This is a genomic window from Janthinobacterium sp. GW822-FHT07A03 (genome assembly GCF_058798815.1).
Map to the genome: position 1 here is coordinate 232,511 of NZ_JBXAKW010000008.1, position 13,965 is coordinate 246,475.

A 13,965-nucleotide genomic window follows, 5' to 3' on the forward strand; every position below is an offset into this window, starting at 1 on the left:
CATTCGGCTGTCATTTTCCTGACATATTAGGCAAGTACGCTGGAGTCGTCTTGATCACAGGGATGAAACCATGCAAAACATAATCGCATCAAACGAAGCCAAGGCCCGGCCGGTCCAACTGGTGCTGAGCCAGGCCACTACAGCGGCGGAATTGCGCGAAGTCCAGCGTTTGCGTTACAAGGTGTTTATCGAGACCATGGGGCTGACGTCGCTGGCAAACGCCGATGGCCTCGACAGCGACGAATTCGACGCGCACTGCGATCACCTGATCGTGCGCGACGCCGATACCCTGAAAGTGGTGGGCACCTATCGCGTGCTGAGCGCGGCCAAGGCAGCCAAGATCGGCCGGCTGTATTCGGAAAACGAGTTCGACCTGAGCCGCCTGAAGAACCTGCGCGGCCGCATGGTCGAAGCGGGCCGCGCCTGCATCCACCCGAAATACCGGGGCGGCAGCGTGATCATGCTGCTGTGGTCGGGCCTGGCCGAGTACATGCGCCGCGAGCGCTGCGACTACCTGGTCGGCTGCGCCAGCATCAGCCTGGCCGATGGCGGCCATAACGCCGTCGCCGTGTACCAGGCGCTGGCCGAAAAGCACATGGCCCCCAGCGAATACCGCGTCACGCCGCACCTGCCTTTCCCCATCCACCAGGTGGAAGCGGCGCACAAGCCGCAAGTGCCGCCGCTGATCAAGGGCTATCTGCGTTCGGGTGCCTGGATTTGCGGCGAACCGGCCTGGGATCCTGATTTTGAAAGCGCCGACATGTTCATGATGATGCCGCTGGCGAATCTGGACGAGCGCTATGCGCGTCATTACGGGGTAGTGCCAGGCTAACGCTGCCAGGACTCATGCCGGGCAGCGAGGCTTGCAGCTGGCTGGCCAGCGCCTGCACGGCGCAGCGCAAGCCGCCGTCCGGGCTGTCGGACGGCAGCAGTTCGAGCAGGAAGTGCAGCGGCGCCGTGATCGTTTCGGGTTCGCCGATGCTGCCGTGGCGCCGCACGGCGTCCTGGTACAGCGCCAGGAAGGCGGCGCGCGCGGGCGTGTCGAAGGGCTGGCCGTCCGGCACCTGCCACAAGGCCGCCAGCAGGGCGGCGCGCACGGGGGCGCCGGCGTCGATGGCGCGGTGTTCGTCCGCGTGGCGCTGGCGCGCATAGGCGATGGCGTCGTGCAGCAAGTCGCCCAGCTGCGGATCGAGAGCGCGCCAGACGCCGCCGTCGCCATGGGCTTTCAGCAGCAGGGCGCCCGCCAGCACCTGGAAAATCAGGTCGCAGTCGGCCGCGCCGCTGCGCCGCCGCGCTTCTTCCAGCGCGGCCAGGCAGGCATCCGTCATGGCGCGCAGGGCCGGCGCGCCGGAGCTTCCCTCGCGGCAGGCCAGGCGTGCCTGCAAGGCCCAGTAGCGCCCCAGCAGGGCCAGGCGCTGCGCCGTGGGCGCCAGCGCCACCAGCAGGTCGATATGCTGTTTTCCATCCTGCAGCAACTGGCGTCCCTGGGCCGGGTCGGGCACGGCAGGCACCTCGATGCCGGCGCCCGCATCGAGGCCGCACAGGGCCGCGCCCTGGCGTATTTCCAGTTCTGCCCAGTGTGCCAGCGCGCGCAAGCCCACCTTGCCGTCGGCCGCGCTGTGCGCCGCCCGGTAATGTTCGATGGCGCGCAGGGTATTCTCCAGTCCCCCCAGGCCGGCGCGCGTGGCGGCCATGTTTTCGCGGATGTCGGCGCAGCCGAAGAAGCGCGCCCGCACGGCTTCCTCGATGCTGTCCAGCTTTTCCTCGATGGATGCGCGGCGCGCAGGATCGGCGCCCGCCAGGCGCGCGTGCAGGGTTTCCAGGTCGGCCAGCAGGTGGCCGTGGTAGTGGTAATCGGGCGCTTGCCAGGGCCGGCTCTGGGTGTTCGGGAAGCGGTAGCGGTCGTCGCCATACGCCTGGTAGGCGCCCCAGGTGTTCGAAGCGGGGAACTGCAGATAGGCCGCCTCGCGCGCCAGGCGCACGGCGTCGCCGAAGTATTCGCCGCTCAGCATGGCGTGATAGAAGCTGTGCGCGAAGATGCTGGCCGCCTGGTCGTCGATGCGCCAGCCGGCCGCGATCACGGCCTGCGAGCCCATTTCAATGAAGGCCGTGGCCAGGCTGGCGGCCAGTTTCGACCATGGCGCGATGGCGTCCGGGCGCATGTCGCCCAGGTGGCAGCAATTGATGAAGACGAATTGCGGCACGCGTTTTAATTTCCCCACCTGCACCGCCGTCAGCCGCGTCTTCGGTCCCAGCACCAGGCCCGTATGCGCGATGCCGGGGCCGGCCACTTCGCCATGGCCGGCCAGATGGATGGCGAAATAGCGCTCGTCGAACAGGTGTACCAGCACGCGCTGCGCCTGCGGGCGCAGCAGCTCGCGCACCTGGTAGCCGTACGCGCTGAACATGCGCGCCACGTCCTGCGCCTCGGCCTGCGCGGCGGGCAGCTCGGGCAGGCCGGAATCGGTGTCGCCGATCACCAGCACGCTGTTGCTGGGCGGGCTGACGGCGGACGGCTGCTCGCGCAGGCTGGCCAGCTGGCGCACCATGCCGATGCGCGTCGACAGCGGGCTTTCTTCGCTGCCTGCCTCGTCGCGCATCAGTTCCCACGGATAGATGGCGGCGCTCTGGTCGACGGCCAGGATCAGGCCGCGCATCTCGGGGATGGCCGCCTTCAGGCCATTGGGCAGCATCAGTTCGTACAGCGCGCGCGACAGGCCCGGCTGGTCGGTGGTGTTGTCGGTGGCATCCATGATCAGGCCATCGACGGCTTGCCGCTGGTTCGGCTCCTCGTCGACGCTGTTGTGGGCGCGGTCCGTCAGCACCGTGAAGCGCAGGGCGCCGGACAGATCGGCGGCGACGATCTGCACGCGGCGCCAGCCGTTGTCGCCGCTCAGGCTGGGCAGGATGCGCCGGTAGCCGCCGGGACTGTGGCGGATGCGCCGCTCGAACGTGAAGCTGCCCTGGTAGCGCGCTTCGGCCATGATCTGTTCGATGGCCACGGCGGCGGCGATGGCGCGCGCCTCGGACTGTTCGTAGATGGCGATGTGGCCGATGCGGCACGCCATGCCCGCGTCTTCCAGGCGCCGGTTGGCGCTGCGCGCGCCGTCGATCAGAGCCCGCGCGCACAGGGCGATGCTCAAGCCGCCGTAACCGGAACCGGACAGCAGGCTGGCCACGCGCAAGCCGTGTTCTCCCATCGGCGGCGCGGCCACGTGGCCGGCGGCGCGCACCTGCAGGCAGACGCACGCGTATTCGAGCAGGCCGCCGGCAAAGGCGCGCGCCAGTTCGCCCGGCGTCAGCTCGCCCAGCGCGCCCAGGCCGATGACGATGGCGCCGCCGGGCCGGCGCGCCGCATCGGGCTGCAGCACCACCAGGGCGGAGTCGGGGCGTTGCGGAAAGCGCCCGAGCGCGTGGATTTCCTGCAGCTTGCCCGCCAGCAGACGGTCGAGAAAACTCATGCTGCCGCGCAGCGATTCTGAGGCGTAGCAGCCGCTCATGACGGGCGCATCGGCCGAGGCCATGCTGCCGTGGATGACCGATAGGCTCAGCTGCGGCGCGCGGCTCTCCGGCGCGCTGGCGGGGCCGGTGGCGCCGATGGCCGCGTCGAGCAATTCCTGCGGCTGCGGGTACAGCGGCGTGGCGTCGGGCACGTAGGGATGGAAGCGGGGCGGGGCGCCGCCGGGCACGTGCGGCGGGTGCCGGGGCAGGGCGGCGCCCTGGCCGCCGTCGAGCAGCTGCGCGATGGCCGGGTAGTATTCCTTTTGCAGCAGCAGGTCGCCATGCGCCACCGGCAGGTAGCAGGCCGCCACGCCGTCCGGTACCGCGCCTTGCCAGGCCGTGCGGCCATCGCCGTCCGGCGACCAGGCCGTCTCGATGGCGCCGTCGCGCAGGCGCAGCGCCACCGGCGTGTCGGCGCAGCCGGCCAGGTAGCTGCAATGGCGCGCGTCGAGCGGGGCCGCTTCCAGCAAGGCCACGGTGGCGCGCGCCGCGGCCAGCGCCGGCGCCTCGGGCGCCTGCCAGCCGCCGGGCAGGTTCGCTTGCGCGTCGCCGGCGGCCAGCTGCGCCCAGGCGCCGGCGTCGAAATAATCGATGCCGCCCGCCTGCGGCCACGGCAGCATGTCGAGCACGCCGGGAAAGGCGCGCACGAAGCCGAGAAACTGGCGCCGCGTGTGCTTCCAGCCGATCCAGCAGGCCAGCATCTGCACCAGCCGGTCGCGCCCCAGCAGCACTTGCACCATCGCCTGCGTGCCCCGGTTGGCCGTGCCCACCTGCAGCAATCGGCTGCCGGGCAGGGCGCCGAAGCGTTGCCAGCGGTCTTTCAGGGCCAGGCGCGCCACCAGTCCGCCCATGCCGTGGGCAACGATGCGCAAGGGCTGGCCGCGCTGTTCGGCGTCGCGCATGGCGTCGTCGAGCACGGGCAGGAAGGCGCGGCACGACTCCTGCAGCGACAGACGCCAGTCATAGGTAAAGGGCCGCACTTCCTGGCTTTGCGCGAGAAAGCGGGCAAACGGTTCATAGCAGGACTCGAGCCAGCCGGCGCTGACGATGTGCGGCTGGCCCACGGCCAGGCGTTCGATGCGCCCTTCGACCAGGTTGACGGGGTCGAACCAGATGCGGTTGCTGCCCACTTGCAGGTGGCTGCCCATGATGTCGGGCAGCAGCAGCGCGATGGGCGCGTGCGCGCGCCGTTTCGGCACTTCGCCGCCGCGCGCCAGCGGGCCGTGCTCGATGCCGGGCAGCGGCTGGTAGGCGCTCTCGTCGCCGGCGAGCGCCTGCACGGCGGCCTGGCTCGATGGCGCGCGCTCGAAGTAGCTCAGGTGGTGCGTGTGCGGCCCGCGCAGCAACAGTTGCCGCACGGGCGTGCTGCGCGTGGCGCCGCCCGCCATCGAGGCGCAATTGACCACCAGGTCGTTCTGCCCGCCGTACAGCTGGTCGTCGAGGCAGTCGCCCAGCCAGCCCAGCAGGCCGTCGCCGCTGCACGCGCCGGCCAGCACGTGCAGGGGGCTGGCCACGCGCACGTCGGGTGCGTTGAGCAGCGCCACCAGGGGCGAGTCGGGCATCATCGCTTCCAGGCCCGGCAGGATGCGCGCATCGCAGCGCTGCTGCACCACGGCCAGCAGGAAGGCCATGGCGCCATCGGGAACGCCGCCGTGCAGCAGCAGGTTGAACATCACGCTGGCCCAGCGGTCCAGACGGCCCGACATCAGGGTGGTGCCGCGCGCGGGGCAAGCCACGCGCACGAAGCGGGCGATGCGGATGGCGCGCGTTTTCAGTTCCACGCTCAATTCGCGCAGGCGCGCCGCATCCGCGTCGTAGCCGCCGCGTCCGCCCAGCCGTGCCTGCGCCGTGAAGTGCTCGATATCGTGGCTGTTGAACGCTTCGCCGCCCACCGTGTTTTCGCTCAGCCGTTCCAGGCCGTCGCCGGCCAGGTCGACGGCGCCGCGGCTGTCGATGCGCTGCGCCCGGGCCAGCAATTCGCCCACCAGGCCGCCGCGCGAATGGGTCAGCAGGTGCAGCACGGCGCCGTGCGCCAGCTGGCGCACGAGGGCCAGCGCGTTCTCGATGGGGCTGTCGCTGAGGCTGCGGTGCTCGTAGCCGTAGATGCGGTTGCCGTACTGCGCCGCCAGCTGCGGCGCCAGGCCGTTGCGCCACAGGCCGGCAAAGCTGCGCTGGGTCGACGAGGCCGTGCCGTGCAACAACAGCAGCACCGGTTCCGGCCCGGCGGGCAGGCTGGCGACGGCCGTCATGCTGCCCGCTTCGATGCCGCAGCGGTACAGGCCCAGCCGTTGTTCCAGCTGGCGGTCCTGGAAGGCGCCCGCCGCCGCCAGCGCCGTCATGGCGGCGGCGCCGCAGCGGTACACGCGCACGGCCCGCAGCATCCAGGCGCCCAGGCCGTCGCGGCTGGCGCCGGGCGGCTGGCGTGCCGCCTGCGGGCGCAGGGCCAGCCCCACTTCGATGCTGGCGGGCGCGCCGTCGCGTGCCAGCGTGGCCGGCCCCAGGTAGCGTGGCAGATCCAGGCTGCCTGCCAGCAGCGAGCTGCCGTCGCACAGCAGCAGCTGCACCACGTCGGCCGGGCCGATATCGAGGGCGATGCGGCAGCTGCCGATGCCGCGCGCGCTCGACAGCACGTGGGTTTCGCTGTGCCAGCCGGGCGCGGCGGGGCAGTCGCCGGCGCTGGCGAGGGGATCGCGCGTGAGCGTCAGGCGCAGCACGGGCGGCGCAAGGGGGGCGCTGGACATGCGGTTGAGATCACTGGTTAAAAGCTGACCTTGATGCCTGCGGGGACTATGCGTGTTGTGTCAGATCAAGTATGCGTGGAAATGCTGGCTGGCAGGGGCAATGCAGGGGGAAGACGGGGAGGGTAGCGCTGGAGCGGAAGGGCAGAGAAACGGTCAGCATGGTTTGGGCTGGGTCTCTTCGCTATCGTGCTCGGATGTTGTGCGGTGAGCGAACTACGCGAATTGTATGGCAAAAGTTCATGGCGCCGGGGACCTGGGTGCCTGGCATGGCATTACAACAGCGGGTGCTTCAATGGACTGGCGTGGCGGACAGTTCCTTCAGTTCGCGGATGGTGATGTCCGATTTTTCATGCATGCGCAATAAAATCGTTGCACCGACCGACAGTTTGCCGTGTCGAATCTTGCTGATGATGGGAGGCTGAACTTCCAGGACACGGCACAGTTCCGCATCATTTTTCAAGTTCAACTTCTCGATCAGCGTATCGAGCAGCTTGTTGGGCACAAAACTCGATGGTTCGAGCGCGCGCGCCCGGTTCATCGCTTCAATCATTTCCAGCTTCTTTTGCCGAACGTTCATTTACTCCTCCTTCAGGTTATGCAAGGGACGAGACCACTTTAGGCGGTCCCGGCTATAGTTCGTCATCGCAGTACGGCTGTCTGGGTGACGTAGTACAACATTCGCGTTACAACATTGATAACCAGGCAAGTGTTTTCAATAATACTACGATAACAAAACTTGTGACAGATGGTCAGTTAAATTAACTGATTGTTTGATCAATTTGGTTGACGATTGTTGTATTTTGTAAGCCGCTTTTCGTCAGGATCATGGTCCGGTCCGCCATTTCGGCGGCGGCCAGCGAATGCGTGACCATGATCGCGCAGCTGCCGTTGGCCTTGATTTCGGCGCGCAGCAATTGCAGGATGCTGTGCGCCGTGTCCGGGTCGAGGTTGCCGGTGGGCTCGTCGGCCAGCACCAGCGCCGGCTTGTGCACGAGCGCGCGGGCAATCGCCACGCGCTGCATTTCGCCGCCGGACAGTTGCTGCGGAAAGTCGCCGCCGCGTCCGCCCAGGCCGACCGCCTCGAGCATGCTGGCGGCACGCTCCTGGGGCAGCCCGTTGAGCAGCAGCGGCAGGGCCACGTTTTGCAGCAGGGTCAGGTGCGGCAAGACGTGGAAGGCCTGGAAGATAAAGCCCATGCGGGCGCGACGCAGCCGGGTCGCGGCGGCGTCATCGAGGCTGGACATGGCAATGCCGTCCACCAGGATAGGGTGCGCTTCGGCACCCGCATCGGGCGTGTCGAGGCCGGCGATCAGGTTCAGCAAGGTCGACTTGCCCACGCCCGAATCGCCCATGATGGCGATGAATTCCCCCGCCTTGAAGCGGCAGGAAATGTTGGCCAGCACGGGACGGGCATTGGCATAGGACTTCGACAGATGGCGCAATTCGAGCATGGTGATCTTGATTAATAACGGCTATCGTAAAGGGAGGCACGCGGGGGAGAGGGGGGCCTGGGAATTGCAAAGGGGCGCGGATTGTTTGGCCGGCAATGTGTAGTATACGACAGGCTTATCCTTTTTGCTTGGCAATACCAATTTTGTGTGCACGCCGGCTGTTTGACCTTAAGTTACCTGCCGCACGGCTGGCTTGCGCGGATTCCGCTATGATGGAAAAAAGTCATCGGCAAGGCGCCCGCAAACCGCTATGGCAGGGGCGGCGCGCCCGGTGGCTGACCGTGCAAGCCCTTCGTGAACCTAACATTGACGACGCCAGCCCATGACCATGCCACTCGCGCAACAGCAGTCTGATTTGTATCCCGCCAGCAACGCCAGCGCGGCCAGCGCCACTCCTGCCACGATAGCCGAGATCAGCGGCGGCTTGCTGGCGCGCGATGCCTGGACTTCGCCCAAGTACCTGTACGACGCGCTCGGTTCGAAACTGTTCGAAGCCATCTGCGCCTTGCCCGAGTACTATCCGACGCGCACCGAGGCGGCCATCTTTGCCCGCCACGGCGCCGAAATCGCCCACGCCGTGGGGCCGGGCAGCACCCTGATCGACCTGGGCGCGGGCAATTGCGCCAAGGCTGCCAGCCTGTTCCCCCTGCTGCACCCGGCCCAGTATGTGGCCGTGGATATTTCCTACGAGTTCCTCAGTGAATCGCTGAGCCGGCTGCAGCAGCGCTTTCCGCACATCGAGATGACGGGCCTGGGCCTGGATTTCTCCAGCCGCCTGGACTTGCCCGACAGCGTGCGCGACGCGCGGCGCCTGTTCTTCTATCCCGGCTCGTCGATCGGCAATTTTGCGCCTGAACAAGCAATCGCCTTCCTGCGCCGCCTGCGCGCGAATGCGGACGGCGATGGCGGCCTGCTGATCGGCGTCGACCTGATCAAGGACGACGCCATCCTCGACGCCGCCTATGACGACGCGCTGGGCGTCACGGCCGCCTTCAACCTGAACATGCTGCGCCACGTGAACGGCTTGATCGGCGCCGACTTCGACGTGCGCGCCTGGCAGCACCACGGCTTTTTTAATGCGGACGAGCACCGCGTCGAAATGCACCTGGAAGCGCGCAGCGAGCAGTTTGTCCACTGGAAAGGTGGCCAGCGGCGCTTCGCGAAAGGCGAACGCATCCATACGGAAGACAGCTATAAATACACGCGTCCGGCCTTCGTCGGCTTGCTAGAGCAGGCAGGGTTTTCCACCGTGCAAGTCTGGACGGACCCGCAGCAGTGGTTTGCCGTCATTTACGCTAGAGCGATTAGGGATTAAGAAGGAAAAGATGCTGATCGATCATTACAATAAAGTGCGCCAGCACTCGCTGCGGCTGGCCGAGCCCCTGTCCGACGAGGATTGCGGCGCCCAGTCGATGCCGGACGCCAGTCCCGTCAAATGGCACCTGGCGCATACCACCTGGTTTTTCGAAACGTTTATCCTGGAAAGCATGGAAGCGGCGTTTGCGCCATTCCACCCCGCCTTCCGCGTGCTGTTCAATTCCTATTACAACGGCGTGGGCGAAAAGCACCCGCGCGCCCAGCGGGGCTTGCTGACGCGTCCCGGCATGGCGCAGGTGCGTGCCTACCGGGCCAACGTCGATGCGCGCATCGCGCGCCTGCTGGCGGGGGAACTGGCGCGCGACGAGCGCGAACGGCTGACCATGCTGCTGGCGCTGGGCCTGGAACACGAGCAGCAGCACCAGGAATTGCTGTTGACGGATGTCAAACACCTGCTGGCGCAGAGCGCCCTGTTTCCCGCTTACTTGGACAATGCGCCGGACGGCGCGGTTGCGCCAGCGCAAGAACACGCGCAGCCCACGGCCTGGCTCGCCTTCGACGGCGGCCTGGCGCAGATCGGCCACGCGGGCGACGGTTTTTGCTTCGACAACGAATTGCCGCGTCATCCGCAATACGTGGCGCCGTTCGAACTGGCCAGCGCCCTGGTGACGAATGGCGAATTCCTCGCCTTCATCGAGGCGGGCGGCTACCGCACGGCGCACCTGTGGCTGGCCGAGGGCTGGGACTGGGTGCGCACGCAGCAGCTGGCATGTCCGCTGTACTGGCAGCTTGATGAGGCGGGGCACTGGCAGGAATTCACCTTGTTTGGCTTGCGCCCGCTCAACCTGCGGGCGCCGGCCACGCATCTGTCGCTGTTCGAGGCGGACGCGTATGCGCACTGGGCCGGCGCGCGCCTGCCGACGGAAGCGGAGTGGGAAGTGGCGGCGCAGGGTGTCGACATGCAAGTCGGCCGGCTGCATCCGGCGGCCGCGACGCCAGGAACGGGATTGCGGCAGATGTTCGGCCACTGCTGGCAGTGGACCAGCAGCAGCTACGCGCCGTATCCCGGCTACCGCACGGCGCCCGGGGCGCTCGGTGAATACAACGGCAAGTTCATGCTGAACCAGTATGTGCTACGCGGCTCGTCGTGCGCCACGCCGGCCGGCCATGCGCGCGCCAGCTACCGTAATTTCTTTCCGGCAAGCGCGCGCTGGCAATTTACGGGCATCCGCCTGGCGCGCCAGGTGGAATAAAGGTGAAATAACTTAGTGCAGGCGCGGGACGGCGGGCGGGTCAGGGCGGGGCGGTGCCTTGGCGACGGCGTTCTGTTCCAGCTTGAACTGGCTGACGAGGGTTTCCAGTTCGCCCGCCTGTTCATGCATGGCGGCGGCTGCCGCGGCTGCTTCCTCGACCAGGGCCGCATTTTGCTGCGTCGTCTGGTCCATCTGCATGATGGCGGCATTGATCTGCTCGATGCCTTCGCTTTGCTCGTGGTTGGCGACGCTGATTTCACCGACGATGGCGCTGACCCGGCCCACGCTGGCCACCACTTCATCCATCGTGGCGCCTGCCTGGCTGACCAGTTGCGCGCCCTGGCCGACCCGCTTGACGGAGTCGGCAATCAGTTCCTTGATCTCTTTTGCCGCCGCCGCCGAGCGCTGCGCCAGGTTGCGCACTTCCGACGCCACGACGGCAAAGCCGCGTCCTTGCTCGCCGGCCCTGGCCGCCTCGACAGCCGCATTCAGGGCCAGGATATTCGTCTGGAAGGCGATGCCGTCGATGACGGCGATGATGTCGACGATCTTGCGCGACGAGGCATTGATGGCGTCCATGGTGCCGATGACCTCCGCCATGGCCGTGCCGCCGCGCTGCGCGATGGCGGACGCCGAGCGGGCCAGACTGTCGGCCTGGCGCGCATTGTCGCTGTTGCTGCGCACGGTGCCCGTCAGTTCGATCATCGACGAGGCCGTCTCTTCCAGCGCGCTGGCCTGCGCTTCCGTGCGGGCCGACAGGTCGGCATTGCCGCTGGCGATCTGGCTCGACGCCACGGCAATCGTACCCGTGCCGCCGCGTACTTGCCCCACCAGGGTGGCCAGGTTGGTATTCATGTCGCGCAAGGCTTGCAGCAGCTGGCCCGCTTCATCCTTGCCGTCGGCCACGATTTTACTGCTCAGGTCGCCTCCAGCCACGGCTTGCGCCACGCGCAGCGCATACGCGATGGGCGTGGTGATCGAGCGCGTGACCCACCAGGCAAAGAGCACGCCCAGCAGCAGGGCGGCCGTGCCCAGGCTGGCCATCAGCACATTCGCCGCGGAAATATTCTGCTGGATTTGCTGGCCGCCATGCACGACCACGCCGCGCTGGATTTCATTCAGGCGGTTCACCGTCTTTTGCAGCTGGTTCAGGGCGGGCAGGGTATCGTCGCGCACGTGCTTGGCCGCTTCCGCGCGCTGCCCCGCCACCAGCAGCTTGTCTGCCTGGCTGAACGAGACGACATAGGCCTTGCGCTGCTGTTTCAGGGTGGCCAGCAGTTCCTTGCCTTCAGGCAGCACGATCAGGCGGTCGAGCACGACCAGCGCATCGCTGATGGTGGCCTTGTTGGCATCGATTTCGCCGTGGATGGCGCTGGCGCGGGCCGGATCTTCATGGATGAACAGTTCCAGCACCAGCGCCGCGTTCGAACGGGTGGTGCTGCGGATGGTGGCGATGGCGTCGGCCTTGGCCCAGTCCTTCTCGATGATGGCTTCGCTGAGCGTGCCGATCTTGTCCAGGCGCAACAGGCCCGTACCCACCAGCACTGCCATCAGCAGCAGCACCACGCCAAAACCGGCGCCCAGGCGCACGCCTATCTTCATGTCCGTCAATTTCATACTGATTCCCTCGGTAGCTAATGATCTGTCTCCGGTGGTCTTGTTATGAAACAATTATACGGTCGGCGATACCTGATTTGCACTACTAATTGCCCAATAGAAATGAAAAAGCGGCACGGCGATCAAGCCGTACCGCTTTTTCTCCCTATGGAGCGCGCCGAAAAGACTCAGGCGGCGCTGGCAGCCACGTCGGCCGCTGTTGTTTTTTCGGCGTCCGTCTGCCCGATGCGGCGGTTCACGGCCGACAGGACAGCCTTGAACGAGGCGGTGACGATATTGCTGTCGATGGCGGCGCCGAACAGGGTCGGGCCGTTATCGAGGCGCAATTCGACGTAGCACGCCGCTTGCGCGTTGGCGCCGGAACCGATCGAGTGCTCATGGTAATCCATCAGCTTGATGTCGAGACCCAGTGCATTGACGAAGGCGTCGATGGGGCCGTTGCCGCCGCCCTGCAGGGCCAGCGGCGTCTGGCGGTGCGACAGGCTGATGTCGATCTGCACGGACTCGTCGCTGCTGGTGTCTTCCACCATGCGGTGCGAAGCGTAGGCGTACGGCGCCGTCTGCTCCAGGTATTCCTTCTGGAAGATTGCATGGATATCCTGCGCGGCGATTTCGCGGCCCGTGGCGTCGGCCACGGCTTGCACGGCGCGCGAGAATTCGATCTGCAGGCGGCGCGGCAAGACCAGGCCGTATTCCTGTTCCAGCAAGTACGCCATGCCGCCCTTGCCGGACTGGCTGTTGACGCGGATCACGGCGTCGTAGCTGCGGCCCAGGTCGGCCGGGTCGATCGGCAGGTACGGCACTTCCCAGATGCTGTCCGGTTGCTGCTTGGCAAAACCTTTCTTGATGGCATCCTGGTGCGAGCCGGAGAAGGCCGTGAAGACCAGGTCGCCCGCATACGGGTGACGCGGGTGGACGGGCAGCTGGTTGCACTCTTCCACGCACTTGCGCACGGTGTCGATATCGGAGAAATCGAGGCCAGGGTGCACGCCTTGCGTGTACAAGTTCATCGCCAACGTGACCAGGTCGACGTTGCCGGTGCGCTCGCCATTGCCGAACAAACAGCCTTCGACGCGGTCGGCGCCCGCCATCACGGCCAGCTCGGCCGACGCGACGGCCGTGCCGCGGTCGTTATGCGGATGCACGCTGATGATGATGGAATCGCGGCGCGCCAGCTTGCGCGACATCCATTCGATCTGGTCCGCATACACGTTGGGCGTGCTGCATTCGACGGTCGACGGCAGGTTGATGATCATCTTGTTGGCCGGCGTCGGCTTCCAGATGGCGCTGACGGCGTCGCAGATATGCTTGGAGAAATCGAGTTCCGTCGTCGAGAACGATTCCGGCGTGTATTCAAAGCCCCATTCCGTTTCCGGATGCTGGGCCACCAGCTGTTTTACGAGGGTGGTGCCGGTGGTGGCGATAGTCGTGATTTCTTCGCGCGACATGCCGAACACGACCTTGCGGAACACGGGCGCCACGGAGTTGTACAGGTGGACGATGGCGCGCTTGGCGCCGACGACCGATTCCACCGTGCGGCGGATCAATTCTTCGCGCGACTGGGTCAGCACGATGATGGTGACGTCGTCCGGGATGCGGCCTTCATCGACAAGCTTGCGCACGAAGTCGAAATCCGTCTGCGATGCCGATGGGAAACCCACTTCGATTTCCTTCAGGCCGATGGCGATCAGCATCTCGAAGAAGCGCAGCTTCTTTTCCGCGCTCATCGGCTCGATCAAGGACTGGTTGCCGTCGCGCAAGTCGGTGCTCATCCAGATGGGCGGCTTGCTGATGATCTGGTTCGGCCATTGACGGTCGGTCAATTTAACGGGAGGAAAGGCGCGGTATTTGGAAGCTGGGTTCTGCAACATCATGATCGGGTACTCCTGAAGATAGGGGGAAATCAAGGGTTGTGGCGCAAGCTTGCCGGGCGGCCACGCAACACTAGGCCAGGCAAGCGATCGGTAGCGGTAGCAGAGCGGCCGCGATGCCGGCAGGGGCGGTCGCAGCGGGAATTACGTGTACGTATGGGGATGGTGCAAACATCATCAAACCTTCCAGGGTTTTTGAAACACGCCGGCGTGT

8 protein-coding genes are annotated in these 13,965 nt (G+C 66.3%); 3 read left to right on the forward strand and 5 right to left on the reverse strand.

Annotated elements, in window-relative coordinates; genetic code table 11:
* The first annotated feature begins 70 nt into the window (after positions 1–70).
* Positions 71–832 carry a GNAT family N-acetyltransferase gene (locus tag AC1RJW_RS22830; protein ID WP_046683713.1) on the forward strand — a complete coding sequence of 254 codons (762 nt, stop codon included), beginning with the start codon at positions 71–73 and terminating at the stop codon, positions 830–832.
* Here AC1RJW_RS22830 and AC1RJW_RS22835 read toward each other — a convergent pair.
* From AC1RJW_RS22835 to AC1RJW_RS22845, 3 genes are all read right to left on the reverse strand, one after another.
* Positions 765–6,242, reverse strand: a complete 5,478-nt coding sequence (locus tag AC1RJW_RS22835; protein ID WP_493046991.1) for a CHAT domain-containing protein — start codon at positions 6,240–6,242, stop codon at positions 765–767. The two genes, AC1RJW_RS22830 and AC1RJW_RS22835, sit on opposite strands and share 68 nt — an antisense overlap.
* Positions 6,243–6,531: 289 nt before the next feature.
* Positions 6,532–6,819, reverse strand: a complete 288-nt coding sequence (locus tag AC1RJW_RS22840) for a hypothetical protein (protein ID WP_034757399.1) — start codon at positions 6,817–6,819, stop codon at positions 6,532–6,534.
* A gap of 181 nt (positions 6,820–7,000) precedes the next feature.
* On the reverse strand, positions 7,001–7,693 hold the full coding sequence (locus AC1RJW_RS22845; RefSeq protein ID WP_034757401.1) for an ABC transporter ATP-binding protein: 693 nt from the start codon (positions 7,691–7,693) through the stop codon (positions 7,001–7,003).
* A 322-nt stretch (positions 7,694–8,015) separates the two neighbouring features.
* Between AC1RJW_RS22845 and egtD the strand changes: the two genes are divergently transcribed.
* Both egtD and egtB read left to right on the forward strand, forming a co-directional pair.
* On the forward strand, positions 8,016–9,008 hold the full coding sequence (gene egtD, locus AC1RJW_RS22850) for an L-histidine N(alpha)-methyltransferase (RefSeq protein WP_493046992.1): 993 nt from the start codon (positions 8,016–8,018) through the stop codon (positions 9,006–9,008).
* Between the two features lie 10 nt (positions 9,009–9,018).
* Positions 9,019–10,263: an ergothioneine biosynthesis protein EgtB gene (gene egtB, locus AC1RJW_RS22855; protein ID WP_493046993.1), complete on the forward strand. Its 1,245-nt coding sequence runs from the start codon at positions 9,019–9,021 to the stop codon at positions 10,261–10,263.
* Between the two features lie 12 nt (positions 10,264–10,275).
* Here egtB and AC1RJW_RS22860 read toward each other — a convergent pair whose 3' ends face one another.
* Positions 10,276–11,880, reverse strand: a complete 1,605-nt coding sequence (locus AC1RJW_RS22860) for a methyl-accepting chemotaxis protein (protein WP_493046994.1) — start codon at positions 11,878–11,880, stop codon at positions 10,276–10,278.
* A 167-nt stretch (positions 11,881–12,047) separates the two neighbouring features.
* The gene (leuA, locus tag AC1RJW_RS22865) at positions 12,048–13,754 is read right to left on the reverse strand and encodes a 2-isopropylmalate synthase (protein WP_493046995.1); all 1,707 of its coding nucleotides are present in this window, start codon (positions 13,752–13,754) and stop codon (positions 12,048–12,050) included.
* Between the last annotated feature and the right edge of the window lie 211 nt (positions 13,755–13,965).

Excerpts from the sequence above, each read along its gene's own strand:
- AC1RJW_RS22830 (WP_046683713.1), top strand. The coding sequence starts at position 71 with ATGCAAAACATAATCGCATCAAACGAAGCCAAGGCCCGGCCGGTCCAA.
- AC1RJW_RS22835 (WP_493046991.1), bottom strand. The coding sequence starts at position 6,242 with ATGTCCAGCGCCCCCCTTGCGCCGCCCGTGCTGCGCCTGACGCTCACG.
- AC1RJW_RS22840 (WP_034757399.1), bottom strand. The coding sequence starts at position 6,819 with ATGAACGTTCGGCAAAAGAAGCTGGAAATGATTGAAGCGATGAACCGG.
- AC1RJW_RS22845 (WP_034757401.1), bottom strand. The coding sequence starts at position 7,693 with ATGCTCGAATTGCGCCATCTGTCGAAGTCCTATGCCAATGCCCGTCCC.
- egtD (WP_493046992.1), top strand. The coding sequence starts at position 8,016 with ATGACCATGCCACTCGCGCAACAGCAGTCTGATTTGTATCCCGCCAGC.
- egtB (WP_493046993.1), top strand. The coding sequence starts at position 9,019 with ATGCTGATCGATCATTACAATAAAGTGCGCCAGCACTCGCTGCGGCTG.
- AC1RJW_RS22860 (WP_493046994.1), bottom strand. The coding sequence starts at position 11,880 with ATGAAATTGACGGACATGAAGATAGGCGTGCGCCTGGGCGCCGGTTTT.
- leuA (WP_493046995.1), bottom strand. The coding sequence starts at position 13,754 with ATGATGTTGCAGAACCCAGCTTCCAAATACCGCGCCTTTCCTCCCGTT.